The organism is Cryobacterium sp. TMT2-15-1 (assembly GCF_004402345.1).
Taxonomy (GTDB): domain Bacteria; phylum Actinomycetota; class Actinomycetes; order Actinomycetales; family Microbacteriaceae; genus Cryobacterium; species Cryobacterium sandaracinum.
In genome coordinates this window covers 29717-55000 of the sequence record NZ_SOGD01000029.1, presented here as the reverse complement: position 1 = coordinate 55000, position 25284 = coordinate 29717, and the positions used below count along the sequence as shown (strand labels likewise).

The 25284-nt window shown below is 67.8% G+C and carries 25 protein-coding genes and 1 pseudogene; 12 read left to right on the top strand and 14 right to left on the bottom strand.

Annotated elements, in window-relative coordinates; all coding sequences use genetic code 11:
* The first annotated feature begins 235 nt into the window (after positions 1–235).
* Positions 236–769 carry a GNAT family N-acetyltransferase gene (locus E3O62_RS06625; RefSeq protein ID WP_134397952.1) on the top strand — a complete coding sequence of 178 codons (534 nt, stop codon included), beginning with the start codon at positions 236–238 and terminating at the stop codon, positions 767–769.
* Positions 770–811: 42 nt separating this feature from the next.
* Here the strand turns inward: E3O62_RS06625 and E3O62_RS06620 are convergent, their stop codons facing one another.
* Positions 812–1399: an NUDIX hydrolase family protein gene (locus E3O62_RS06620; protein ID WP_134395159.1), complete on the bottom strand. Its 588-nt coding sequence runs from the start codon at positions 1397–1399 to the stop codon at positions 812–814.
* Positions 1400–1801: 402 nt separating this feature from the next.
* Here E3O62_RS06620 and E3O62_RS06615 point away from each other — a divergent pair, with 402 nt between their 5' ends.
* Positions 1802–2155 carry a hypothetical protein gene (locus E3O62_RS06615; protein ID WP_134397951.1) on the top strand — a complete coding sequence of 118 codons (354 nt, stop codon included), beginning with the start codon at positions 1802–1804 and terminating at the stop codon, positions 2153–2155.
* Between the two features lie 406 nt (positions 2156–2561).
* Positions 2562–3302, top strand: coding sequence for an alpha/beta hydrolase (locus E3O62_RS06610; RefSeq protein WP_134397950.1), 741 nt, complete (start codon positions 2562–2564; stop codon positions 3300–3302).
* 133 nt (positions 3303–3435) lie between these two features.
* Here the strand turns inward: E3O62_RS06610 and E3O62_RS06605 are convergent, their stop codons facing one another.
* Positions 3436–3873 carry a DUF5997 family protein gene (locus tag E3O62_RS06605; protein WP_174720118.1) on the bottom strand — a complete coding sequence of 146 codons (438 nt, stop codon included), beginning with the start codon at positions 3871–3873 and terminating at the stop codon, positions 3436–3438.
* A gap of 96 nt (positions 3874–3969) precedes the next feature.
* Here E3O62_RS06605 and E3O62_RS06600 point away from each other — a divergent pair, with 96 nt between their 5' ends.
* Positions 3970–4764, top strand: coding sequence for a LysR substrate-binding domain-containing protein (locus E3O62_RS06600; RefSeq protein ID WP_198410605.1), 795 nt, complete (start codon positions 3970–3972; stop codon positions 4762–4764).
* A gap of 6 nt (positions 4765–4770) precedes the next feature.
* Positions 4771–6012, top strand: a complete 1242-nt coding sequence (locus tag E3O62_RS06595) for a GAF domain-containing protein (RefSeq protein WP_134397949.1) — start codon at positions 4771–4773, stop codon at positions 6010–6012.
* A 24-nt stretch (positions 6013–6036) separates the two neighbouring features.
* Here E3O62_RS06595 and E3O62_RS06590 read toward each other — a convergent pair whose 3' ends face one another.
* The 9 genes and pseudogenes from E3O62_RS06590 to E3O62_RS06550 all read right to left on the bottom strand — a co-directional run.
* Positions 6037–6732 (bottom strand): GyrI-like domain-containing protein, encoded by a 696-nt coding sequence (locus E3O62_RS06590; RefSeq protein ID WP_134397948.1) that lies wholly within the window; start codon positions 6730–6732, stop codon positions 6037–6039.
* Between the two features lie 31 nt (positions 6733–6763).
* Positions 6764–7591 (bottom strand): ABC transporter permease, encoded by an 828-nt coding sequence (locus tag E3O62_RS06585; RefSeq protein WP_134395165.1) that lies wholly within the window; start codon positions 7589–7591, stop codon positions 6764–6766.
* Complete coding sequence (locus E3O62_RS06580) at positions 7588–8583, bottom strand: ATP-binding cassette domain-containing protein (protein WP_134397947.1); 996 nt, start codon at positions 8581–8583, stop codon at positions 7588–7590. The genes E3O62_RS06585 and E3O62_RS06580 overlap by 4 nt, the downstream gene beginning before the upstream one ends.
* 176 nt (positions 8584–8759) lie before the next feature.
* Complete coding sequence (locus E3O62_RS06575) at positions 8760–9722, bottom strand: FKBP-type peptidyl-prolyl cis-trans isomerase (protein ID WP_134397946.1); 963 nt, start codon at positions 9720–9722, stop codon at positions 8760–8762.
* Between the two features lie 215 nt (positions 9723–9937).
* Positions 9938–11638, bottom strand: a complete 1701-nt coding sequence (locus E3O62_RS06570) for a chromosome partitioning protein (RefSeq protein WP_134397945.1) — start codon at positions 11636–11638, stop codon at positions 9938–9940.
* A 228-nt stretch (positions 11639–11866) separates the two neighbouring features.
* Positions 11867–12070 carry a hypothetical protein gene (locus E3O62_RS06565; protein WP_104171714.1) on the bottom strand — a complete coding sequence of 68 codons (204 nt, stop codon included), beginning with the start codon at positions 12068–12070 and terminating at the stop codon, positions 11867–11869.
* A gap of 252 nt (positions 12071–12322) precedes the next feature.
* On the bottom strand, positions 12323–13504 hold the full coding sequence (locus tag E3O62_RS06560; RefSeq protein ID WP_134397944.1) for an acyl-CoA dehydrogenase family protein: 1182 nt from the start codon (positions 13502–13504) through the stop codon (positions 12323–12325).
* A 154-nt stretch (positions 13505–13658) separates the two neighbouring features.
* A complete protein-coding gene (locus E3O62_RS06555) occupies positions 13659–14402 on the bottom strand; it encodes a TetR/AcrR family transcriptional regulator (protein ID WP_134395170.1) in 744 nt (247 codons plus the stop codon).
* Between the two features lie 337 nt (positions 14403–14739).
* Positions 14740–15209 (bottom strand): annotated as a pseudogene (locus E3O62_RS06550) (IS982 family transposase); the annotation flags it as partial.
* A gap of 136 nt (positions 15210–15345) precedes the next feature.
* On the opposite strand from E3O62_RS06550, the gene E3O62_RS06545 reads away from it, so the two are divergent.
* The 3 genes from E3O62_RS06545 to E3O62_RS06535 all read left to right on the top strand — a co-directional run bounded on the left by E3O62_RS06545 (position 15346) and on the right by E3O62_RS06535 (position 19474).
* Entirely contained in the window at positions 15346–16836 is a 1491-nt protein-coding gene (locus tag E3O62_RS06545) for an HNH endonuclease signature motif containing protein (protein ID WP_166786437.1), read from the top strand.
* Between the two features lie 136 nt (positions 16837–16972).
* The gene (gtfA, locus tag E3O62_RS06540) at positions 16973–18463 is read left to right on the top strand and encodes a sucrose phosphorylase (protein WP_134397942.1); all 1491 of its coding nucleotides are present in this window, start codon (positions 16973–16975) and stop codon (positions 18461–18463) included.
* A gap of 36 nt (positions 18464–18499) precedes the next feature.
* Positions 18500–19474 carry a magnesium transporter CorA family protein gene (locus E3O62_RS06535; protein ID WP_134397941.1) on the top strand — a complete coding sequence of 325 codons (975 nt, stop codon included), beginning with the start codon at positions 18500–18502 and terminating at the stop codon, positions 19472–19474.
* Positions 19475–19493: 19 nt separating this feature from the next.
* On the opposite strand, the gene E3O62_RS06530 is transcribed toward E3O62_RS06535, so the two are convergent.
* Positions 19494–19667 carry a CsbD family protein gene (locus E3O62_RS06530; protein ID WP_134397940.1) on the bottom strand — a complete coding sequence of 58 codons (174 nt, stop codon included), beginning with the start codon at positions 19665–19667 and terminating at the stop codon, positions 19494–19496.
* 311 nt (positions 19668–19978) lie between these two features.
* Here E3O62_RS06530 and E3O62_RS06525 point away from each other — a divergent pair, with 311 nt between their 5' ends.
* From E3O62_RS06525 to E3O62_RS06510, 4 genes are all read left to right on the top strand, one after another.
* Positions 19979–20557, top strand: coding sequence for an RNA polymerase sigma factor (locus E3O62_RS06525; protein ID WP_134398093.1), 579 nt, complete (start codon positions 19979–19981; stop codon positions 20555–20557).
* Positions 20554–21150 carry an Asp23/Gls24 family envelope stress response protein gene (locus E3O62_RS06520; RefSeq protein WP_134397939.1) on the top strand — a complete coding sequence of 199 codons (597 nt, stop codon included), beginning with the start codon at positions 20554–20556 and terminating at the stop codon, positions 21148–21150. The genes E3O62_RS06525 and E3O62_RS06520 overlap by 4 nt, the downstream gene beginning before the upstream one ends.
* Positions 21143–21523 carry a hypothetical protein gene (locus tag E3O62_RS06515; protein WP_134397938.1) on the top strand — a complete coding sequence of 127 codons (381 nt, stop codon included), beginning with the start codon at positions 21143–21145 and terminating at the stop codon, positions 21521–21523. The genes E3O62_RS06520 and E3O62_RS06515 overlap by 8 nt, the downstream gene beginning before the upstream one ends.
* A gap of 97 nt (positions 21524–21620) precedes the next feature.
* Complete coding sequence (locus E3O62_RS06510; RefSeq protein ID WP_104102258.1) at positions 21621–22094, top strand: Dps family protein; 474 nt, start codon at positions 21621–21623, stop codon at positions 22092–22094.
* A gap of 15 nt (positions 22095–22109) precedes the next feature.
* Here the strand turns inward: E3O62_RS06510 and E3O62_RS06505 are convergent, their stop codons facing one another.
* A complete protein-coding gene (locus E3O62_RS06505; RefSeq protein WP_134397937.1) occupies positions 22110–22361 on the bottom strand; it encodes a hypothetical protein in 252 nt (83 codons plus the stop codon).
* A 15-nt stretch (positions 22362–22376) separates the two neighbouring features.
* Positions 22377–25259 (bottom strand): bifunctional diguanylate cyclase/phosphodiesterase, encoded by a 2883-nt coding sequence (locus E3O62_RS06500; RefSeq protein WP_166786436.1) that lies wholly within the window; start codon positions 25257–25259, stop codon positions 22377–22379.
* Positions 25260–25284: the final 25 nt, after the last annotated feature.

Below are 25284 nucleotides of genomic sequence, written 5' to 3'. Positions count from 1 at the left end.
GGCCAACTCAGGAGAAACATGCCCGTGACGGATGCTCGGCCCCGGAATCACGTGGCGCCGTGCCATGGCGCCACCAGATCTCAGGAGTTAACCACTTGTTATCCGACTCATCGGCGGGGTCTGGAGCAGCCATAGACCGGGAAGTCGCGGGTCGGACGGGAGCCGTCGGCGCAGCGACCACGGGCAGAACCCGGCAGCGTCAACCGGGTGCCTGCGGCTGAGCTAGTCTCGGGTCATGGCCACCACAGCAGTACTTCGTCCCGTCGCAGAAGCGGATGCCGACAGCCTCGGCCGCGTGCATGCCACCTGCTGGCACGAAACCTACGACCAGTTGCTCAGCGAGGCCGCCCTCGAGCAGCTGCAGCCCGCACGACTGGCCGCCATGTGGCGCCGGTTCAGCGCCCAGGGACCGAACCACCGCCAGGTTGCGGCCCTCGTCAACGGCGAGATCGTCGGATTCGCCGGCAGCGGGCCGTCCCGCGACGCCGACAAGCCGGCCCCGATGGAGCTCTACTTCATCTACCTGCTCGACGCCTACCACGGCACCGGCATCGGCCAGCAGCTCTTCGACGCGGTCGTCGACGAGGGCCCGTCCTACCTGTGGGTCGCCGAAAACAACCCCCGCGCGCACTCGTTCTACAAGCGCAACGGCTACGCCCCCGACGGCCACGAGCAGGATCAGGAAGTGCTCGGCGAACAGCTCCACGAAGTGCGCCTGGTGCGACCGCGCTCGCTCGCACGTCGGCTGTCACTCGTCACGACCGAGTAGCTCGCAGCGGCGGCCCGCAGGATCGGGCCGCCATCAGGCGGCTTAGCGCAGCTGGCCGACCGAGGCGAGCGCCATGCGCAGCAGCGCCCCGCGCCCACCCTCCATCTCGGCTGCCACCGCGTCGGAGGCAGCCTCCTTGGGGGTCATCCAGGTCAGTTCGAGGGCGTCCTGGCGCGGGTCGCAGGTGCCGGTGACGGGAACGACGTAGGCCATCGAGACGGCGTGCTGGCGGTCATCCGTGAACGCGGTGATGCCCGGCATCGGGAAGTATTCGGCCACCGTGAACGGCACCGGGCTCATCGGCAGCTGTGGGAAGGCCATCGGGCCGAGATCCTTCTCGAGATGCCGGAAGAGGGCGTCGCGCAGGGTCTCGCCGTAGAGAACGCGGCCGGACACGAGCATCCGGGTCATCTCGCCGGTCGACCGGGCGCGCAGGAGCACGCCGACCTCCACGACCTGACCGAGGCCGTCGACGCGCACGGGCACCGCCTCGATGTAAAGGATCGGAAGTCGGCGCCGGACTTCGGCCAGCTCGACGTCGCTCAGCCAGCCCGGGTTGGTGTGGGGCGGCCCCGCGCCCTCGGGGCCAGGCGTCCAGTCCGGATCGGGGTCAGGGGTGCGCACGCTCATGAGGCTATTCTGTCGTACCCTGCGCCCGGATACGCCATGGGCGCCCCGCTGCGGATCGGACGGAACGGGCGTGGCCCGGAGCGCGTGCGGCGACGGCCTGCGCGTGGTGGGGCAGAGAACTGCGGCGGCGGGCCACGTCCGCGCACTGGGCGCCGTCACCGGCTAGACCTCGGCGATGCACTCGGGATGCCGACGCAGGACCTGTCCCGGACCCAGATCGAGGCCGACTACGGTGCCACTGAGGGGTTTTCGGGACCCCGGACCGCACCCGCCGATCGCCGTCGGGTGGCCCGCCGGGTCGATCACGGATGACACGGAGCGGGCCAGTCTGCTGGCCCGCTCCTGATCGATTGTCACGGCCAGGGCGACCCCGTCGTCTTCGCGAAGCGGCTTCTCGACTAAGTGGTGCGGGCGCGGGCGCGCGGCTCACTCGATCTGCTCGGACCCTCGACGACGCTCGAGCGCCTGCGATCCGGTGAGTCATCCTTCGAGGCCGGGTGCTTCGGCACGACCGACGGCACGACCAACGGCGCGGCCATGCGCCTCACCCCCGCGGGGATCTCCTTCGGCCTCGCTCTCTTCGCCGGGTTCATCGACCGGGTGGCCCGGGCCGGCGCAGTCCCCCACAACATCGGACTGGGGTTCGCCGGCCGTCTCTGTCGGGCGACCAGCCACCTCGCGGGGCTCACTCCGGCGGCGCGGGGCGAGACGGCGGACCAGCCGACCGGGACATCCGCCGCCGGTCGAGCAGGGTGACGGATGCCCGGGCCGGCCGGGGCAGGCCAGGCGGTGCGAGTGCGGTGAGGCTAACTCAGGAGAAACGGGTGACTGGCGCGGCCGCCTCGCGGAACTACGCGGCACCACGCGGAAGTCTGCGGGGGGTGCGCCCGCCGCTCCCGGAATCTCCTGAGTTGGCCACGGGGGGGCCCGCGGATGCCGCCGCCACGGGGGAAGTACCAGCCGGTGGTGTGCATGACTCCTGCAACTCGGCGGAGCGGTGGCACGGTTCCCGGAAGTACGGGCATCCTTCCGGCTTCTCGCAGCGGATCGCCGGAGTTGTGCCGGGGTACGACGGATGCCGACCGATTTTGCCGCGTCCCCGGAAGTGGAAAGATTGACCCGTCGGCGTTTCCCGGTGTCGACCTCGAACAGGAGGACCACCATGGGCCCGAACGACACCAATCCCGGCGGCGACGCCTCCACCGGGAGCGACGACACCACCGAGAGCAGCATCGTCGGCGCCGCCGCGTGCGCCGAGCCCATCGACCCGGATGCCGTGCTGTGGAGCGCGTCTGGCGCTGACCGCGCCGGGCGACCGCTTCTGCTGATTCTGCACGGCTACGGTTCGCACGAGGGGGATCTCTTCTCGCTGGCGCCGCACCTGCCGCTGCATCCGGTGATCGCCGCGCTGCGGGCCCCGCTCCCGGCCGGTCCGGGCTGGGCCTGGTTCCCGATCGGGGCCGCCGGCGCCAAGGTCAACCCGGGCTCGCCGAGCGCCGACGCTCTGGATGCCGCCGCCGCCGGGGTGCTCGAATGGCTGGACGGCCTTCCCGAGCAGCCCGGGTCCGTCGGACTACTCGGCTTTTCGCAGGGCGGGGCGATGGCGCTGCAGCTGCTGCGGCAGGCACCCGACCGGTTCGCGTTCGCGGTGCAACTGTCCGGTTTTGTGGGGCGCAGCGAGCACACTGGTGACGAGCGCCTGCGGGAGCGGCGCCTGCCGGTCTTCTGGGGTCGCGGCACGGCCGACCCGGTCATCCCGCAGGATGCCGTCGACCGCACCCGGGCCTGGCTTCCCGAACACTCCACACTCACCGAGCGCATCTACGAAGGCATGGGCCATTCCATTTCGCAGGCCGAACTGGGCGAGATCGTCACGTTCCTGCGCGCGCAGTACGACGCCTAGGTACCCCGCACCCGACACCCGACACCCGACACAGCAGCGTCTCCCGCAGCCGGAATCGACGTCCTACGAGCAAAACCTCCGTCGAATTGGTGAGACGACGGGGAGGGAGCGACGTGCTTGCGGGCCGGCGGCGCTAGCGGCCGCGACCGGCCTTCTCGTTCTGGGCTGCCTGGCGGGCGACGTGAGCGATCTTGCGGGCGCGCTCGGCGTCGCGGTCTTTGACCCGGATCTGCTCCTCGCGCACCTCATACTGGGTGGCGCGCTCGGTCACGAGCCAGGCTGGCGGCTGCTGCAGCAGAGCCTGAATCTCGGCGGAGGTGAGCGGCTCCGTCACGGCGCCGCGCACGAGGCCGGAGATCGAGACGCCGAGCTTGGCGGCGACGACCTGCTTGGGATGCGGGCCGTTCGCCCGCAGTTCGACCAGCCAGGCCGGCGGTTTCGCTTCGAGCGCGGCCAGTTCGGTACGCGACACGGGCGCGCTCTGGAATTCTTCCGGGGCTGCTTCGAGCAGAATCCCGAGCTTCTGGGCCGCCGTGGCGGGCTTCATGGTCTGGGTCTTCTTCTCGCTCATCAGTCAAGCGTATAGCCTGAGAGCACCCGCATAGCCTGAGAGACAGCCGCTCCCCACGGATCTCCGTTCGCAGTGCCATCACGAGAAAGGATGCCGGTGACCTTTTCCCTTGCCTTCGTCGCCGGTGTGACCCCCACCAAGTGGACCCGCACCTGGGCCGATCGACGCCCCGACCAGCCACTCGAGGTCTTCCGCACCGACCCGTCCGAACAGGACGAGGTGCTGCGCGACGGCCGCGCCCAGGTCAGCCTGGTCCGCCTACCCGTCGATGAGACCGATCTCAGCCTGATCGCCCTCTACCGGGAGATCCCGGTGGTCGTCGCGGCCAAAGACCACTTCATCGCCGACGCCGACAGCGTGCTGGTCGCCGACCTGGCCGAAGAACACCTGCTGCAGGACCCCGACGATGTGCCCGAGTGGCGCCTCGTGGCCACCGAGATCAAGAACGGCACCCGCCGCCCGCTCCCGGCCATGCGCGACCTCGACGACGCGATGGCGCAGGTCGCGGCCGGGGTCGGCATCCTGATCGTCCCCCATTCGATCGCCCGACTATACGGCCGAAAGGATGTCGTCTCGCGCCCGGTCGAGGATGTCGCCGAAAGCCAGGTGTCCCTGGCCTGGCTCTCCCGTGAGACCACGGAAGACGTCGAGGAGTTCATCGGCATCGTGCGCGGCCGCACGAAGGACAGTTCGCGGGTCGACTCGCTGCCCGCCGGCACCGAAAAGGTCAAAAAGGAGAAGAAGACCGACAAGGCCAAAGCAGCGGCGAAGGCCGTGCGGGTCGCGGCGGCGAAATCCAAGCCGGCCGTGGCGAAGAAGGCGACGAGCGCCCCGGGCCGCACCCGCAACACCCCCAGCCCCCGGGCGGGCAAGCGCCGCGGCGGCCGGTAGCCCTCCGTGCCGCAACTCCTGCGGTGGGTGCTGGTACCCCTGATGCGAGCCTGGTCGGCCGCCGTGACGCGCGACTACGACGACATCCCGCGGCCCCGGGACACTCCTCAGTCGCATTCCCCGGGAACCGACAGCGACCGCGTGCTCCTCTTCGGCAGCGGACCGGCCGTCGGCTGGGGTGTGCTCAGCCACAACGTGGCCCTGCCCGGATCTCTGGCGCGGGCGTTGTCGTCTCGCACCGGGCGGGGCACGGATGTCGACGTCATCCCGAACCCGTTGGTCACCATCCGCACATCGCAGGCCGAACTCGACGGGCTGGGACTCTGGCGCTATGACGCGGTCGTCGTGAGTCTCGGTACGACCGACGCCGTCACCCTCCTGTCAGCCCTGGTCTGGCAGCGCGAGCTGTCCGCCCTGCTCGACCGGATCCGGCACGAGTCCTCGCTCAGCACCAGGATCTTCGTGCTCGGCATGCAGCCGATCCGGTCCATCGCAGCCTTCGACTCCGGGCTGGGCTCCGTGGCCGAGAAGCACGCCCGCAGCCTAAACGAGGCCAGCGCGGCGATCTGCGCGGGGCAGGAGCGGAGCTGCTTTGTGCCCATGGCCGCAACCCTCGCCTCAACGCCGGGGCGGGTGCGCACGGCCGCGCAGTACGTGCAGTGGGCCAATCTCCTCGCCGACAATATGGCGCCACCGCTCGATGCCGAGTACCTGGCTGCTGCCCGAGGAACTTCCCGAGGAACGGCCGAGGGCCCCGCGGAGGCGTGGGGTGCCGAGCCGCTCTCGCCTGCCCCCCGCCGGGCGGTCGCCAGGCTGGGCATCCTCACCGCCGACACCGAGATGCGCTGCGACCACATCGTCGCCCTGGCCAGAAGCGCCTACGGCACCCGGTCGGCCGCCCTGACGCTCATCGACGGCGACCGGCTCTGGGACCTGGTGAGCGTGGGCTTCACTCCACGCGTCTACTCGTTGGCCGGGTCGATCACGGCCCTCGCCGTGAGCGGGGCCGGAGCGTTCGTGGTTTCCGACGTGCTCCTGGACGACCGGCTCACCGCGCGTCCGCCCCGTCTGGGTCAGGAGCAGACCCGCTTCTACGCGGGTTTCCCGATCGAGGCCGACTCCGGCGAGCGGATCGGCGTCCTGTGCGTGTTCGACTCGGAACCCCGGCGCGCCGCCGAGGTCGACCCCGTGCTGTTGCGGGAGTTCGCCCTCCTGATCCAGGCCGACCTCGGCCAGCGTCAGGAGTAGGCGGCGCCGCCCGGCCGGCGCGGGTCAGACCGGCGCGACCGGCTGTCTCAACACCGTCTTCAGCTTCGCGGACGCGGCGCGGCGCGGGTCGCCGAGATAGATCTCGTGGTGCCGGCCATTCACCCGCAGCCCGTTGCTTGCCAGGAACTCCCCGTGCAGGCGGGCGAGCGCGGGTGCCTCGGCGGCGTAGGGCCCGACATGCAGCAGCTGCGCCGACAGCCCCTCGTCGAGCCTCTCCACCCGCGCCCGGGCGAGCGCGGACAGCTTCTTCTTCGCGAGCGCGCCGGTGGTGGCCTCGGCGATGAAGGCATCCGTCACCCAGTCCGGCTGGCTCATCAGCAGCGTCCATTTCCACTCCGCCTTCGCGCCGGCGGTGAAGACGGAGGCATCGTCGGCGTACCAGAGGCCTTCGAGCGGTGCGATGACCATCTCGCGACCGAGCGCACGCTTGGCCGCGAACTTGACCGCGTAGGCGATGGCGTAGAGGGCCTCGACGGCCTCGGTGTAGGCCGGCGCCGTGTCCGGGTCGCCGGCCCCGTCGAGGGCGACGAACCGCTGGGCCGGAACCTCGATCAGCTCCCAGTCCCCGTTGGCAGGCCCGTAGAGCGACGGATGAACGCGCTTCACGTCCCAGGGGCCGGCCCCGCCGGGCGCGGTGTTGCGGGGCGCGCGCAACTCTCCGGTGCGCCGATCGGTGCGGAACGGCACGGGGTCACTCATGGGCACTCTCCAGGGGATTCACTGACTCCTGCTAGCGGGAGCTGATGGACGCGAACTTGCGCACGCAAAGCGGAACGAACACGACCAGCATGACCGTGGTGCCGATCAGCACCGTGGCAATCGGGTTCTGCATGGTCCAGATGTCGGGCACCGGAGCTGTGCCCTCGTTGCCGAACAGCTCCCGTGCCGCCTGCACCAGCGACGAAACCGGGTTCCACTCCGCGAAGACGCGCAGCGGGGTCGGCAAGGTGTCGCTGGGCACGAAGGCGTTCGAGATGAAGGTCAGCGGGAAGAGGATCAGGAAGGAGGCGTTGTTGATGACCTCGGGAGTCTTCACGCTCATGCCGAGCAGCGCCATCACCCAGCTGAAAGAGTAGCTGAACAGCAGTAGCAGTCCCACGCCGGCGAGGAATTCCGGCACCGAAGAGTTCACCCGCCAGCCCACGAGCAGCCCGGTCAGCATCATGATCACCATGGAGATCGTGTTCAACACCAGGTCACTGTTGGTGCGTCCGATCAGCACGGCGGAGGAGGTCATGGGCAGGCTGCGGAAGCGGTCGATGATCCCTTCCTTGAGGTCCTGCGCCATCGCCGCGCCGGAGAAGGTCGACCCGAACACGACGGTTTGAGCGAAGATCCCCGCCATGAGGAACTGGACGTAGTCGGTGCCTTCCACGGAGATCGACCCGGCGTAAACCTGGCTGAACAGCAGCACGAACATGATCGGCTGGATCACCGCGAACACGAGCATGTCGGGTGAGCGCTTGATCTTGATCAGGTTGCGCTTGGTGACGGTCCAGCCGTCGGAGTACCAGAGCGAAAGCGGGTTCCAGGTGGGGAGGGTGGCAGCGGAGCTCATTTCGACTTCTCCAATTCCACGTCGTCCGCCTGGCCGGCGGCCTTGTCCGCCTTATGCCCGGTGAGTTTCAGGAACACGTCGTCGAGCGTGGGCCGGCGCATGCCGGCGTCGTGCAGACGGATGTCCGCGTCACCCAGCGCCGCCAGCACGTGCTGCAGCGCCCGCGGCCCGTCGACCACCGCGACCTCGAGGCCGCGGCCGTCGCTGGTGATCGCCGGTTCTCCCGAGCCGTAACGAGCGAGGATATCTCGGGCCGCCACGCCGTCGCCGGCCTCGACCAGGGCCACCTCGAGGCGGTGGCCGCCGATCTGCGCCTTGAGCTGGTCGGACGTGCCCTCTGCGATCACCCGGCCGTCGTCGATGACGACGATGTCGTCCGCGAGCTGGTCGGCCTCCTCGAGGTACTGGGTGGTGAGGAGCACGGTGGTGCCGTCGGCGACCAGGCGCTTGATGACGGCCCAGAGCGCGATCCGGCTGCGCGGGTCCAGCCCTGTGGTGGGCTCGTCGAGGAACAGCACCTTCGGGTTGATCACCAGCGCCCCGGCCAGGTCGATTCGGCGGCGCATCCCGCCGGAGAAGCCCTTGACCGGGCGGTTGCCGGCCGCGGTCAGCTCGAAGAGGTCGATCAGCTCCTTGGCCCGGCGCCGGGATTCGGCGCCGCCCAGGTGGTACAGCCGACCGACCATCTCGAGGTTCTCGAAACCGGTCAGGTTCTCGTCGACGGCCGCGTACTGTCCCGAAACGCCGATAATGCGCCGTACGCCCTTGGGGTCGGCGACGACGTCGATGCCGTCGACGAACGCGGTGCCGGAGTCCGGCCGGATCAGCGTGGTCAGCATCTTGACGACGGTCGTCTTACCGGCACCGTTCGGGCCGAGCAGCGCCTTGACGGTCCCGCGCGGCACGGACAGGTCCAGCCCGGCGAGCGCATGCACCGGTCCGGATTTGGAGCGGTACATCTTGGTCAGACCTCTGGCCTCAATGATGGTCATGGGACATCCCTGCCTGGTCGGGGGAAAAACGAGGGAAACGAGCGGCGCCACGAAATCAACATTTTATGGGCGTTGACCGGCTCGGACAAGCGCCACACCTGAACGCACGGATGCGCCCGGCACGACGGCCGTCCGTCCCAAATAACCGGCCGGTTCGAGCGCAGCCGAACGGCCTGCTAACCGGCGGCGAGGATGTCGACGACGAAGACGATCGTGTCGGTACCCGAGATGCCGGCGTCGGGCTGGCCCTCGGCACCGTAGCCGAGTTCCGGCGGAATCGCGATCATCACCTGGGAGCCGACCGTCTGGCCGACGAGACCCTGGGCGAAGCCGGGAACGACGGCGGCCAGGGAGATCGGGGTCGGACCGCTCTTGCCCCAGGTCTGGTCGAACACCTCACCAGTGGACCAGACGACGCCCGAGTAGTGCATGACCACGGTGTCCGCTTCGGCGACTGTGGCACCGTCACCCTTCTTGAGAACCGAGGTCTTCAACTCGGTCGGAGCGTCGGTTTCCGGGATCGTCACGGTCGGAGCGCCATCCTCGGCCAGCTTGACAGTCGGGAAGCCATCCTCCGGCTTCTGGTCCTCGCCGTTCGCGCGAGGGAGGATTTCGCTTTTAACGTCGATGACGAAGATGATGTTGTCTTCGGCCCCGACTTTAAGCTCCTCGTTGCCGGTCTCGCCGAACGCGTCAGCCGGCGGGGCCACGACCGCGACGCGCGATCCGTAGTTCGCGCACGCGACACCCTTCATCAGCGCCGGGAATACACTCGAGTCCTTGGCCAGGGTGATGGGAGCGCCGAGGTCGTCACCGAAGCCGCCGGCGTTCATCTTCTCGCCAGTGTTCGCGTTGTAGACGGAGAACCCCAGTTCGACGATGTCGTCGGTCTTGACGGCGTCACCCTTGCCCTCGGTCACGACGGAGACCTCGGTGGCCTTCGTGGTCAGCGGCGACTCGAATTTCACTTTGGGCTCGGCGCCGGCCTTGCCGGAGACCTTCACGGCCTCCGACGCCGTGCCGGAATCGACGCAGGCGATTCCCGCCGCTCCGGTGTTGTCGGAGGGAGACCCGCTGCACCCGGCGAGGGCGAGCACGGCAACCGTGGCTATGGAGATGAGGGCAGGAAGTTTACGCACGCTGATCTTTCTTCTCGACAGTGATCTATTCACAATGATCGTTTCGACCACTGATCTGTTCGGCAGGATTCGATGCACACACTGATTTGCGGGGCATCTGAGTCGATGGGCATTCGTTCGGGCCTTCGCCAGTATGCCCGACCGACATCAGTGCCGCCTGACTCCCGGCTGGCACACTGTCGGCCGGGCGGGCTCAACACCGGGACGCCGCCGGGTCAGAGACCTTCGGCGATCGCGGCCGTGGCAACGAGCCACGCTTCACGGGTGCGCGGTGCGAGCGCGTCGTAGTTCAGCGATCCCCCGGCCACGAGGGCGGAGTCATACGGCACGTCCACGACGGTGCGGGTCAGCTTGCTGAAGTGGTCGTGGAGCCGCACGGAGAGGTGACGATCGGCCGTCTTGGCCGGTGACGCCAGGATTGTGACCGCCTGCGCGACCTTGTCGGCGTGGCCCTTCTGACGCAGGCCGTCGAGCAGCGAGGCCGCGCCATACGCGGTGTCTTCGCGGATGGTGGAGACGACGACGAGCTGGTCGGCCGCGTCGACGGCCGCCTCCCAGTTGGACGCCCGCATATTGTTGCCGGTGTCGATGATCAGCACCCGGTAGAACCGGCTGAGCGCGGCATGCAGTTTGCCGAAGGCCACGTCGTCGATACTGGCGGCCCCGGCAGGGTCGAGGTCGGAGGCAAGCGCGTCGAACCGGGCGTCACCCTGGTTGCGCACGTAGTTGTCGAGGTCGCCGACCCGGGCGGAGCTTGAATAGGCGAAGTTGTCGAGGTCGCGCAGCAGGTCGACCGCGGTGTTGGTGTGGGCGGCGGTCTGCGCCCGCACGCCGAGGGTGCCCATGGTCTCGTTGTTGTCCCAGGCGAGGGTGTACCCGCCGCGATGGATGCCGAAGGTCGCGGCGATGAGCAGGGTCGCGGTGGTCTTGTGCGCGCCGCCCTTCGGGTTGAGCACGACGATGGTGCGCGGGCCGACCAGGCTGCGCTGCACGGACGCGACCGCCGCGCGGTGCGACATCTCGCCGGTTCCGGGGGCCGGGGAGACGAGTCCGCCGGTGAGGCGTCGCACCGTGCCCTGCCAGCCCAGAAGGGCAGGCCCTGCCACGAGCGGCGGACGGGAATTCATGAAGTCCGCGAGGTTCGGACCACCACCGGCGAGCGCTGCGGGGGCGATCGAGGGGTCGTCGGCGGGCACCTCGGCGAACGTGCCGCCCGGCACCGGTGCCGGGCCGACGAGGTTCGTGGCGGCCCGGGGAGCGGAGAAGGGCGAGGCCGCGAGGTCCTGCTCCTGGTCGTCCTCATCGTCGGTGTCGGCGTCGAGATCGAGGACGAGGCCATCGAACGCGGTGAGGGGCGGGACATGGGCCCGTGCCGACGGGGCCGGTTCGATCTGCTGGATGACATCGGCTTCGAGCATGTCGGCATCGCGCATGGCTTCCTTCAGCGTTGCCGTGTCAAGCGCAGCCGTGCCGAGCCCAGCGTCATCGAGCCCGGCGGCCTGGAGTTCGGCGGTGTCGAAAACCGATTTCTGCTGTTCGGCGGGCACGACCAGCGCGATCAGTTCGACGTCCTCGCTTGCGGAGACGGCGGCGGAGACGGCAGCAGGCGCGGTCGATACCGGCTCCGATGCCGGTCCTGGTTCCGAGGAGGTCGGGATGAAGGCCCCATCGTCTTCCACGTCCCCGTTCGGGTGAACGATCAACGGCGACTTGCCCTGCTCGTCTTCCGCGGTCAGGCGCACCGCGCGATCGATCGCGCGCGCGGCATCCGTGACCCGGTTGATGATTTCCTCGCGCACGCCGGCCTCGTCGGCGGCGGTGATGCGCGAGCTGACACCGTCGATGACGAGCTCTCCCGTTCCGTCGCTTCGGATCATCGCGCGGATGCGGGGAAGTTCGGAAATGTTCTGCGTCATATTCGGCCTTTTTTCGTCGAGCTCAGCTCAGCAAGCGTGAGCACGTCGAATTTCGGTTAAGCGTGCCCCGTTCAGCCTACGGGGTAGCGGCGTCCACCCCTCGTTTGGCCGGGTGACGCATATAAACGAACTTTTCGGAGTTTCTGGCATTGATTCGGGAATGATCTCCGTCGAATTCGTTCGGGGCACGGGCGTGTGACAGGGCGGGCCGGGGTCAGGCGTGCTCGGCTAGGCCGCGTGTGGCTCGGGCACGGCCCAGCGGATGGCGCGTAGGCCGGACCTGGTGGCGTGCGTGTCGTCGTGGCCGCTCTGCCGTCGGCATTCCACGAGGTCATTCGTCGGGGTGATGTGCGGGTCGCGGCACGAGCTCGCGTAGCTGGTGTAATCCGTTTCGAGCAACAGCTGATCGTCGGTGAGATGTTTGTCGGTCATCGATCTGCGTTCCTGGTTCAGGCGCACGGGCCGAGTCCCCCACGACGGTTGCGCGCAGTGCTGCCCGTGTTCTCTGGCTCGTTCCGGTGCAGCCGGGCTGAGTGATTGTGTCACAGCGTACGTTGGCAGACGCCGAATGTCTCCACACTGTCGAGTATTGGTCATTTTGCTCACCTGACCCACACCCGCCCGAGCCGCGACGGCGACATCCGTCGACCACAGGTCGACCAAGTCCTGAGCCGAGCAATCGGGTCAGCGGAAGGCGCTGATCCCGGTGAGGTCCCGCCCGATCAGGAGCGACTGCACGCTTTCGGTGCCCTCGTAGGTGTGCAGCGACTCGATGTCGGCGAGGTGCTGGATGATGTGGTTTTCGAGCAGGATGCCGTTGCCACCGAGCATGTCACGGGCCATCGACGCGATCTCCCGCGCCGCCCTGGTGTTGTGATACTTCGCCAGCGACGCCTGGATCGGGCGCAGCGTACCGGCGCCGTCGAGCTCAGCCAGGCGCACGCAGTGCAGCTGCATTGACGTGAGCCGGGACAGCATCATGGTCAGGCGCTCCTGCACGAGCTGGAAACCGGCGAGCGGCTTACCGAACTGGATGCGCTGGGTCGAGTAGTTCAGAGCCGCCTCGAACACCGCCGTGGCGTGGCCGAGGGCCGACCAGGCCACTCCGAGCCGGGTCGCGAAGAGCACCGTGGAGGCGTCCTTGAACGTGTGGGTGCCCGGCAGCACGGCGTCCAGCGGGATCCGCACATCCGTGAGGGTGATCCGGGCCTGGTGGATGGCGCGCAGGGACCCCTTCCCGGTGATCGTCACTCCGTGATATCCGGGGGTGTCCTGGTCCACCAGGAAGCCGCGCACATTGCCGTCGTCGTCACGAGCCCAGACCACCGTCACGTCGCCGACCGAGCCGTTGCCGATCCACTTCTTCTCGCCGTTGAGCACCCATTCGTCGCCGTCGCGCTGTGCGGTGGTCTCCAGGCCGACCGAGTCCGAGCCATGGTCGGGTTCGGTCAGGGCGAAGGCACCAAGTTTCTCGGCGCGGGCCAGCGGCACCAGCCAGCGTTCCTGCTGCTCCGGGCTGCCGAACAGGGCGATGCTGCGCAGGGCCAGCCCGCCCTGCACGGCGACCACGGTACCCATAGAGCCATCGCCGCGGGAGATCTCCATGTTGACGAGCCCGGCCGCGAGCGGCGACATGGGGCTCAGTCCGGGGCCGACGACACCGTCGGTGAGGAGGTCGAGCTCGCCGAGTCTTCGGGCCAGGTGCAGCGGGTAGTCGGCTTTGTCCCACGCGGTCGTCAACTCGTCCAGCGACTCGGTGGCGAAATTGCGGGCGCGGTCCCAGAAGGCCCGGTCAGCTTCAGGTACGTCGGCGAATACGCCGTAGTAATCGGTGTCGAGGGGCCTGGATACGTCGTAGTCGGGCACGGTTTCCCTTTCGTGGAGGACAGCGAAGTCGGGCAGGCCTGATCGGCTGATGTCGTCCGGCACCAGGGAATGAATTCCCTCGTGCGCCGGTCAGAAAAATGCCCAGGTACAAGTTCTATCTGACACTCAGTCCCAGGTCAAGTGATACTGAGTCTCAGCAGGAGTGCGTCTGGGCGCGCAGCCGCTCCTCGATGGCGCGGGCCAGTTCGGTGGGATCCGTGGCGGCCGGGAATACGGCGACGACCACGTCGCCCGCGGGTCGCGCCTCGGGACCTGGCGCCGCGGCATCCAGATGGAATAGCCGTCGCACCTCGGTGAGTTCGGCGGCCAGCGAATACGGGCCGACGCTGTCCGTCGCCCGGATCAAGCGCCGCAGCACGAAGTTGTGGGTGGCCGTCACGGCGGCCGCGAAGCGGATGGCAGTCAGGGGCGGCACACCCGGCACGGTGCTGCGCAGGTAGCTGGCGAACATCCGTTCATACCGGATCGCCATGATGGTCTCCCGGTCCCGGAGCACGGGGGTCTCCCGCAGGACCCGGTCCCGGATGCGCACGATCTCCAGACGCTCGCGGAACCGCTCGAAGACCATGGCGGCGGCCTCGCACACGGCCAGCCAGGGATCCGAATGCGTCGCAGCGAAGTGCTCGTCGATGCGGGCGACCAGCTCGTCGTGGTCGGCGAAGATCACGTCGTCCTTGGACCGGAACTGCCGGAAGAAGGTGCTGCGCGAGACCCCGGCCGCCTCGGCGATGTCCACGGTGCTCGTGGCCTCATAACCGTGCTCCTGGAACAGGCGAACCGCGATGTCGGCAACCTCGACCCGCGAGAGCGGTCGCTGGGGCCCGGGCGGCTCGGCAGGCCGGGAGGATTCGGCGGATGCGGCAGGCAGGTCTGACATGGTCAGGCGAAATTATCATGGAACACGCAGGACCGGATGCCCCGCGCGGGCCGGTCATTTCGTGTCCGGATCGGCAGCGCCTCCGTCATCTCGGTTCTGGTCGCGGCAACCAAATCGGAGTAATGTCGCCGTCACGGTCAATGAGGGCCTGTCGTCCCCACGAAAGAGAGCGCTCCATAGATGGACTTCAATCCCGAATGCCGCCAGCGCGCGTGCGCCGGACACATGCGAACTCGGGCCGTCACAACCGACACCCTGGCCGATGAAGAGATCTGGTTCCAGTGCGACGTGTGCGGCTGCGAGAAGCACTTGACTAACCTCAGGGACTGAGTGAGTCTCAATGGTCGTAGGCGATGAGGGGTCGTTTGTTGGGGCTTCCGAGGAGCCAGGTGTGCCAGTTTCTGTCTGCGTGGGCGATTGGTCGGCCGGCGACGCGGGAGTAAAGGCCCGGGATGGTGCGTGCGCCGTGGACTTCTAGGGCGAGTTGGCCTTTGCGGGTGTCGAAGTCCAACTCGACCCACTGGCGCATTCCGCCGAGTTTGCCGAAGCGTTTCTTCTCGTCCTTGCGGTCGGGTCGGATCAGGTGCGCGCCGAGTTCGTTGGTGGTGAACCCCTCGAACTCGCGGCCGGCGAACCCTTTATCGCCGATGATGACTTGGCCCTGCTGGATCAGGTGTCGGTCATGGCGGAGCATGGCGTGGGCAGGGACTTGCCGCAGGGCACCGGGGTGGTGTCGATTAGCCGCATGATCTCGCCCCAGGACGGGGTATCCCGGGCCAGTTCGGTGATCATTGCGGAGAGGTTAGGACTCACTCATCTCGGGCGCCCGCGACTCTGGAAGCGCCGAACAGGTCGGATTTGGTGGTATATACTTTCGAATTCTACTTCTCCACAACCTGATATAGTCTCATCTCTGTGTCTGATTCCTGATAAACTCGGTCTTGTGAACAACTTCACCAAAACCCTCGCACCGGATGCCGCGCCCGGCCCGTCCGGCGCGGCGCGGGCGGTCACACTGGTGCACGATTTCGCGGCGGAACTCGGGGAGTTCCTGCGGTGCTCGGCGGTGCGCGGCTTCGACGACGACGGCCTCCTGCAGGTGACCACGGCGGTCGAGGTCCTCGGCCGGCAGGTCGACTCGTTGCGGGTGGCGGCCGCGGGCGAGGTCACGGACCGGTGCCGGCCCGAGCTCGGCACCGGGCAGCTCTCGGCGAAGCGGGGCTGCCGCACCGCCGGAGAACTACTCGAGCGCCTGACGCTCGTCTCCGGGCCGGCCGCGGGGCGACGGATGCGGTTGGGCACGCAGCTGCGCACCGGCCGCTCCCTGGGTGGCGAAGCGCTGCCGCCCACCTTCCCCGCCACGGCCATCGGCCTGGCCACCGGGGCGATCGGCGTCGACACGGCCGACGCGATCCTCACCGCGTTGACGCCGACGCTGCGGTGCACCGACCTGGAATCGGTGCAGGCCGCGGAGAGCGAGCTGGTCGCCTCGGCCACCGGCACCAGCTCTGAAACCCCGGTGCCGGCGTCGGCGGATGAGATCCGGTTGCAGGGTGCGGTCTGGAGGGCCGTGCTCGCGCCCGACGGGTCCCGGCCCGACGACCACGCCCTGATGGTGCGCGGGATCCGGCTCGGCCGCGAACGCGACGGCATCGTGCCGGTCTCGGGGGCGTTGATGCCCGAGATCGCGGGCAGGCTACGCCGCCTCTTCGACGCGTACCTGTCGCCGAAGAGCGCCCCGGTCGCCTTCCACACCGCGGAAGAAGCCGACGCCGAGCGGGAGCAGGCGCCGCTCGAACGCGACGACCGTACGCCCGACCAGCGGCGCCACGACGTGCTCGCCGTGATCCTCGACGTTGCCTCCCGGGCCGGGGAGGCCCCGACCATCGGCGGCGCCCCGGCCACGGTCCTGGTCAGTGTGCGGGAACAGGACCTGAACGCAGACTTCAGTCAGGGCCGCGGCGTCGGCTGGATCGACGGCGTCGACACCCCGATCTCGATCAGCGCCGTCACAGACCTGATCAGCAACGGCGGACAACAGAAAGTCGTCATCACCGACGAGGGACGCATCATCGCCCTCGGCTCACCCGAACGGTGCTTCACCGCCGCGCAACGCCGGACGATCCAACTCCGCGACGGCACCTGCATCATCCCCGGCTGCAAAACCCCGGCCGGGATGACCGAGATCCACCACGCGATCCCGCACTCCGAGGGCGGACCGACGCACACCGACAACGGCGTCTGTCTCTGCTGGTGGCACCACCGCTACCTCGCCGCCTCCGGCTGGGTGATCCGGATGCTCCGCGGCGCCGTGCAGATCATGGCACCACCCTGGCTGGAGACCGGGGCCCGCAAATGGCGGAACGTGACCAAGTCCCGCCCCCGGATGACCGACGCGGTCGAACGGAAGACCGTCACTGCGGACGAGGAATGACCGCGTTCTCGACAGGCTCGACCACCGAAAGCTCGGCGGCCCCAGGACCGCCACCGGAATTGCTCTGGTCCACCGGGTGCCGTAACTTCTGAATCGGTGCTGTTCGTTGCCGCGCCGAGTCGAACCGGAGTTGAACATGACCACAATCGAGCTGCTCGTCTACGCCGACCGCCTGGGCGGCACCATCCACAATCTGCAGGCGCTCCTCGACGGCCCGCTGAGGGCCTTCGGCAGCGTGCACGTGCTGCCGTTCTACGTTCCCTTCGACGGCGCGGATGCCGGCTTCGACCCGATCGACCACGCCGCGGTCGATGCCCGCCTGGGCACCTGGGACGACATGCGCAGCCTCGCCGGCACGCGCGGGCTCACCGCGGACCTCATCGTCAACCACGTCTCCTCCTCGTCGGTCGAGTTCATCGACTGGCTGGCCCGCGGCACCGCCTCCACCTCCGAGGGCATGTTCCTCACCTTCGACACCGTGTTCCCGAACGGCGGCACCGAGAAGGACATCACGGCGTTCTACCGGCCGCGACCCGGACTCCCCTTCACCGCCTTCCAGGGCGCCGACGGTAGCCGTCACCTAGTCTGGACGACCTTCATGCCCACCCAGGTCGACCTGGACGTGAACCACCCCGCGGCCCTCGCCTATCTGCGTCGGGTGTTGCAGACGCTGGCCGCCGGCGGCGTCACAACGGTGCGCCTCGACGCCGTCGGCTACGCCGTGAAGACCCCCGGAACCGATAGCTTCATGACCGAGCAGACCCTCGAGTTCGCCCGCACGGTCGTGGCCATGGCCCACGAGGAGAGCCTCGAGGTGCTGGTCGAGGTGCACGCGCATTACAGTCAGCAGCTCGCGATCGCCCCGCTGGTCGACCGCGTCTACGACTTCGCGCTGGCGCCTCTGCTTCTTCATTCGCTCGGCACCGGAACCGTTGACCGCCTCGCCGACTGGTTCAAGATCCGCCCCGCGAACGCCATCACCGTGCTCGACACTCACGACGGTATCGGCATAATCGACGCGGGGCCGATCGGCGACAAGCCGGGCCTGCTGACCCAGGCCGAGATGATCGACATCTTCGCGCGGGCGGAGCGTGCCACACACGGCCACTCCTCCATCGCATCCGTCGTGCCCGAGTGGTTCACGCTGCCGCACCAGATCAACGCGACGTTCTACAGCGTCCTCGGCGGCGAGGAAGTGCCCTACCTTCTGGCCCGCGCCGTGCAGCACTTCCTGCCCGGCCGACCGCAGGTGTACTACGTGGGACTGCTCGGCGGCCTCGACGACACGGAACTCTTCGAGCGCACCGGCAACGGCCGCGACGTCAACCGCCACGTTTACACGGCGGAGGAGGTCGAACGGGCCCTCGCGACCGACGTGACCCGGGCCCAGCTCGGCCTGACCCGCATCCGCAGCACGCACCCGGCCTTCGACGGCGACTTCTCCTGGACGGCCATCGGTGACGACCGACTCGAACTCCTCTGGACCGGTGCGGACGCCGTCGCGCGACTCACCGTGGCGATGACGCTGGACTCACCGAGCCTCCGCATCGAGCTGACGGATGCCGGACGCACGCAGGTGCTCGACACCGTCACATCCATCGCCGCCTGGGAGCCCCCCGCGCGCTGACCTATTAGATCGGTCGAGATCGGGCTTGACTGGAGTGTGCCCACACCCCGTACCCGCTGCTACCGCGACGGCTCTCTCGTCGACGAGGATTTCCCGCTCAGCGAGGTGTCTGAGCACCTCGCCCTGTCCGGCGCCGTCGTCTGGGTGGACCTATCCGATCCCGGCGAAGAAGATCTCGCCCACCTCGCGGGCGAGCTGGGCCTGCACGAACTGGCGGTCGAAGACGCCCTGACGCTGCAACAGAGACCCAAGCTCGACCGCTACCCTGACCACCTGTTCCTGTCCGCGTACTCGGTCGAATTCGGTGTGGCGACCGCTCAGGTCACCACGCACGAAATCGCGGCGTTCATCACCGACCGGGCCCTGGTGACCGTGCACACTGGAGCCTTCGACCTGGAGGCCGTCGTGGCCCGCTGGGATTCGGCGTCCGATCTGGCCCGGAACGGAGTGGCCTTCCTCCTGCACGGCCTGCTCGACCACCTCGTCGACGGCTATTTCGACGCCGTCGAAGTACTGGACGACCAAATCGAAGAACTCGAGGACCAACTCTTCCTGCCGGGAACCAAGCAGGAAGCGGTGCAGCGGGCCTCCTTCGAACTGCGCAAGAGTCTCCTGACGTTACGCAGGGTCATCCTTCCCATGCGCGAGGTCGTGAACACGCTGCTGCGGCGCGATCTGCACCTGCTGCGGGACGAGATGGGTCCGTATTTCCAAGACGTGTACGACCATGTGCTGCGCGTCATGGAATGGACGGAGAGCCTGCGTGACCAGGCCACCGCCATCCTTGAGGCGAATCTGGCGATTCAGGGCAACCGGCTCAACGTGATCACGAAGAAGGTGACCGGTTATGCGGCCATCATCGCCGTGCCCACAGCCATCACGGGCTTCTACGGCCAGAACGTGCCCTACCCCGGCTTCGCCCAGCCGTTGGGCTATTACAGCTCTGCCGCGCTGATCGTGGGGCTATCGGCGCTGCTCTACGTGCTGTTCAAGCGCAACGACTGGATCTGACGCTCTTTGCATGAAGAACTCAGTGCTTGAACGCGTCCTTGACGTTTTCGCCAGCCTTCTTCACACTCGCCGAAGACTGCTCTGCCTTGCCGTCGGCAACCTTGGAATCATCCCTGGTGGCCTTGCCCACGGCCTCAGTGGCCTTGCCCTTGAGGTCTTGGGCGGCGTTCTCGATCTTGTCGGATGCACTCATAGCGTCTTCCCTTTCCAGTGGTGTTGCGTCGGTGGCAGCCAGGCGCGTGTGCCCCAGACGTATGCGGTCGCAGCCGTCGAGTCCCCGGCGTCACCATCATCATCGGCCGGACCGACGAGCAACGCATCGAACGTGGGCATAACGGCGCCGGCGGATATGCTGTCGTCGACGGCGGGTGAGTGGAACATCGGGAGTCCTTCCGGTCTGCGGCTGACAAAGGCTGTCAGTAATACGACGTGGGTTGTGGCATATTTGTCACACGGATTTGTCAAATAACTTTTGGACACGGCGGGTGAAAGGGTGGAGGAATGATGACAACGACCCCGACCCGGGCACCGCTCGCATCTCCGCTTGAGTCATTCACCGACCAGACCCTGGCCGATCGCGCCGCCGACGGGGACATTCGGGCGTTTGAGGTGCTCGTGCGTCGCTACGGCCCGCTGATGCGGGTGTATGCCAGCCGGGTCCTCGGATCAAGTGACGAGATGGACGACGTCGTTCAGGAGTCATTCATCACCGCCTGGCAGCAGCTGCCCACCCTCGACAACGGCGCCGCCGTCAGGAGCTGGTTGATGCGGATCGTGAGCCGGAAAAGCGTCGACCGGCTGCGTGCCCGGCGTCCGCACCTCAACATCGATCTCACCGACGCCCCGGCACCGGAGAGGCACTCCCCCCATAGACTGGCAGAGGCGGAGTCTCAAACTGAGGCTCTGACGCGTGTCCTCGGCGATCTGCCGGAGGACCAGCGCCGCTGCTGGATGCTGCGGGAACTCGCGGAATGCAGCTACGGCGAGATCGCGGAGGAACTGGACCTTCCCGTTTCAACGGTTCGTGGGCTTCTCGCCCGAGCTCGGAAGACTCTGCTCCAAGAGATGGAGGAATGGCGATGATGAACCTCTCCGACGAGCTCGCGGGCCACACCTTCGAGGAGCTGAGCGACTACCTCGACCGGGACCGCACCCCGGCTGACCCGAGCATCGACGGCTCCCCCGAGTGCAAGATCGCCCTTCGCGGCATGCAGCGGCTCCGGCGCACGCAGCGCGCCCTGTTCCGGAAGGACGTGGAGCGCGAAGCCGAACGCGAGGACAGCTGGGTCAACTCGATTCTGCAGCACATCAATCTGGAGGCGCGCGCGGGCCGGGACATCCCGATCAGCCACCCCTCCTCCACCGCTCGCCTGAGCGTGAGCGAAGGTGCAGTGCGCGGCATCCTGCGTGCCGCCGGTGACAGTGTGCCGAACATCATCGTCGGCCGGTGCCGCCTCGACGGCGAGGTCAGCGAGCCCGGCGCACCCGTCACCGTGCGCGTAGATGCCACGGTTCTGGAGGGCAGGAACATCCCACCGCTCGCCGAGCAGCTCCGGGAGGCGCTTTACACCGCACTTCGCCAGCACACGGAACTCGCCGTCGAGGCCGTCGACATCACCATCGGCGACCTGTACCAACCCGTACCCCCGCCGGCGAAAGCGAGCAGCGATGAGTGACGCCCGTGCACCTGAAGCGCCGGCGCCCGACCCCGGGACGCCGGCCCAGCTGACCGCTCAACTCGACGAGGCGGTACGGGCAGTCCCCGGCGTGGATGCGGTGTATTCGGCAGCCCCACTCGTGGCAACCGTGGTCGCCTCGGTGATCGCCACCACCGTCGAAGCCGTGACCGGCAAGCCGCAATCGACCAGCTCCGTCTCCGTCTCCGAGAAAAGGGGCGGCCTGAAGATCGCGGTCAAGATCGGCGTCGCCGCACCCTTCGCGGCCACCGACGTGAGCCGCCGCGTGCACAATGCGATCACGGATCAGCTCGACCAGAACGGCAACCCGGCCGTGACCGAGATCGCGGTCACCGTGGCCCGGATCGACTGACCTGTTTCGCGGTCACTGCGGTTGGCCACCGGTCCTCACGGGGGCGTCACACCCCGGGTGTGTAGCGTGAAGACCCACACGACCTAAGGAGTCACCAGTGAGTCAGATAATCGACATCGGTATCCCGGATCAGCAGCTCGAGAAGATCGTTCACGGCCTGTCCCGGGTGCTGGCGGACTCGTACACCCTGTACCTCAAGACTCACAGCTACCACTGGAACGTCGTGGGCCCCATGTTCCACTCTCTGCACACCATGTTCATGGACGAGTACACCGAGCTGGCCCTGGCCGTCGACGACATCGCCGAGCGCATCCGTGCACTGGGCACTCCGGCGCCGGGCACCTACCGCGAGTTCACCGAGCTCGCCGTCGTGCGCGAGGACACCGACCTGCCGGATGCCCCGGAGATGCTCCGTCGCCTAGTCGCCGCCCACGAGGCCACGGCCCGCACCATCCGGGAGGTGCTGCCCCTCGCCGAGGGCGCGCCCGACCAGGTCTCCACCGATCTGCTCGTGCGTCGCCTCGACGTTCACGAAAAGACGGCGTGGATGCTGCGCAGCATGCTGGCCTGAGCCTGTCCACTGCATTCAGCCGCCCAGAGCACGGCCGATCCGATCGATCACCTGGCCGACGAGCGGCTGCTGTTCGCCAGCGCCGAATTCGGCCCACCAGAGCGGGGCCGCGTCGGCCGCCCTGCTGCAGGCATCGAATTCGCGCTCTGGGAAGAGCGGCATCATCGAGGGTGCCAGGGTCATCGCGAGCGATGTGTCCCCGAACGACTGAACCAGTTGATCGTCCTGCCGGTCGACGGCGGCCAGGCTGCGGTCTGAGGCGAGCACGCCTCGATTCGTGCGCTATGCCCCGCGTCGGGCCGCCGCAACCGCGCTTCCAGCCATCGGGTCCCAGGTCGCGCTCGGGCGGCCCAACAGGTAGCCCTGGGCGAGAATGGCGCCGCTGGTGCGGAGACTATCGAGCTGTTCCGTGGTCTCCACCCCCTCGGCGATCACCTCCACGTCGAGCTTCGACGCCAGCGCCAGGATTCCCTGCACGAGGGAGACGGAAGAGGCGTCGGGAAGATCCTGAATGAAGCTGCGGTCGATCTTGATCTGGTCGACGGGAAGGGTGTTGAGCCAGGCCAGGGTCGAGAAGCCGGTACCGAAATCGTCCAGGGAAATGCGGATGCCCAGGCGGCGCAGTTCCACCAGGCGCTCGACGATGCCGGGGAGGTCGACCAGTGATCTGCTCTCCACCACCTCGAGGGTGAGTCTCTCCGGTGCGAGGTCGTTGCGGTTGAGAGCCGTGCGAACCGTCGACACGAGCCTACGATCCAGGAGCGTGGCGGCGTCGAGGTTGACCGCGACGCCCAGAGGACGAGCGCCCAGCTGCGGCCACTCGACGACGTCCCGGCAGGCGGTCGAGATCACCCACAGGTCCATCTCGGTGATGAGGCCGCGTTCCTGCGCCAGCGGCAGGAACGCGCCCGGGGCCAAAATGCCCAGTCGCGGGTGCGCCCAGCGGATGAGGGCTTCCGCGCCCACCACCGTCTCCTCGCCGAAACGGGAGATGTCCACAACAGGCTGGTAAAACAGTCTCATCTCGTTGGCCGCCACGGCGCGGGTCAACTCCACCAGCAGTGACGTGTCGGTGTCCCCCGGTGATTCCAGGTTCGATGATGCGCTGCCCGGCACCTCGGTGCGGGCGACGGCGATCTGATTTCGTCCCGTTCTCTTTGCGTCGTACATCCCGGCGTCGGCCGCGTCGAGGAGCTGCTCGCCGCGACCTCCCGTCCCTCTGTGCGAGGCCACACCCACGCTGGCGGAGATGCGCACGTGCTGGCCGGCCAGGTGGAAAGGCGGATTCAGGCAGCCGACGACGCGGTGGGCCAGCTCGATGGCCGAATCTTCCCCGTCGAGATCGGTGACCAGCACCGCGAACTCGTCGCCGCCGAGGCGGCCGACAATGTCATTGGTTCGAACCTCGGCGCGCAGGCGAGCCGCGACCTGCCGCAGCAGCTCGTCCCCGACGCGATGGCCCAGCCGGTCATTGACGCGTTTGAAGTTGTCGAGGTCGCAGAACAGCACCGCCGTTCGGCTGTGAGGCTGGCACTCTGCCAGCGCGGTGTCGAGCAGCAGCGCGAACAGCGCTCGGTTGGGCAAGCCCGTCAGGGCATCGTGCTGGGATTGGTGCCTCACAGTCTCAAGCAGCCGGGCCCTTTGCATGGCCGTTTCTCCCTGGTGGCTGACACCTTCGATCAGGGTGATGGCCTCCGCCAGGACCTCGGCCGCGACGGGGGCAACCCAGCTGGCCGTCGCGACGCCCATCAACATATCCCCGGCGAGAAGGGGGACGGCGACAACGTTGTGTGAACCGATGGCACGGAGCAGCTCCGCCAGGGCCGGGCTGGCGTCGTCAGCCGTGATCAGAACGCGTTCCTGCCGCCTGAGAAGGCCGAGAAGCTCCGGCGTCTGCTCCACAGTCAGCGTCGTACGCATGAAGAATTCGCGATCGGCAGGCTCGAAACCGACGGCTGAGGCAGGGCGAAGCTCACCAAGGTCGGCGTCCCAGAGGAGAACGGATGCCGCGTCACTGCCGACGATCGCCGCCAGTGCCGACGCGATGACTTCCGCGATCGCCTCGACGCTGTCGCTGATCGCCAGTTGGTGGGCGAGGTTGAGCAGTGCGGCCGTGCGAACTCCCTCCCGGCGGGATTCCTCGAGCGCCGTGAACAGGTCCAGGGCCGCGGCCGCGTGTCCGGCGTAGGCCTCGAGCAGGGCCCGATCTCCTAGCATCGCGGTGTGTCCTTCCGTGAACACGGCGGCCAGATGCCCGTGGATCCTGCGATTGGAGGCGATGTCGACGACCAGCGCGCGCTCGCCCAGTTGCTCGCCGCGCAGCATCCGTGCCACGAGATCGGCGCCACGTTCGTCGCCAAGCCCTCGGTGGCGGACCAGCGGCGCGCCGCCCCCGGCAGGTTCGACGATGAGGAGGTACGACGGCGCGAGCACGGCGGAGGCGGCGCGATCGACGATTCGGGCGAGCACCTCGTCGACATCGTCGCTGCTAACGAGGTCAGCCGCGGCCAGTTGCACCTCCCGCACCTTGTCGCGCAGTACGCCGAGGGATGCGTCGACCCAGCGACTCCGCGTGCGCCACGACCACCAACGCACCCGCGTTGACCAGGTCAGCACGTATTCGCACGCCGGGTAGCCGTCCGACTGGCACTGCGGGTGGCTGATGTGGGCGAGGGCGAGGCCGAAGATGACCGGAACGGACGAAAACAGTCCCTGGGCGTATTGGCAGTCGAGTCGGGATGGACGATAGCCGTCGTGGAGGCGATAGCGCACGGTCGCGCTGGTCTTTCCGACCCGCACTGCATCCATCGTCGACGTTGTGGTGAACTTCGGCACCATGCGTGGCAGCTGGCGAAAAATTGCTCCGGGTGAGGCGAACACACTTAGGAGCTGCACCAGCACCGGCTGGACGTCACCGCGGACCGCACCGGTGCCCACGGTGAACATGGTGTTCGGGTCACCGAGCACCGCGGTTGCGGCCTCGAACAGCCGGATGCGGGTGGCGTAGCTGACCCACGCGGACGTGTTCAGGAGAGTCTTTGCATCGTGCTGCACGCCCGCCCGGGCGAGCACCTCGGTGACGGCTCCCTCCCCACCGCGCTCACGGACATGGCGCAGAAGCAGTCCGATCGTCGTGCTCGCGGTCTCGCGCGGCTCTGCATCCATCGTGTCGCACCTCTCAGTTTTCTCT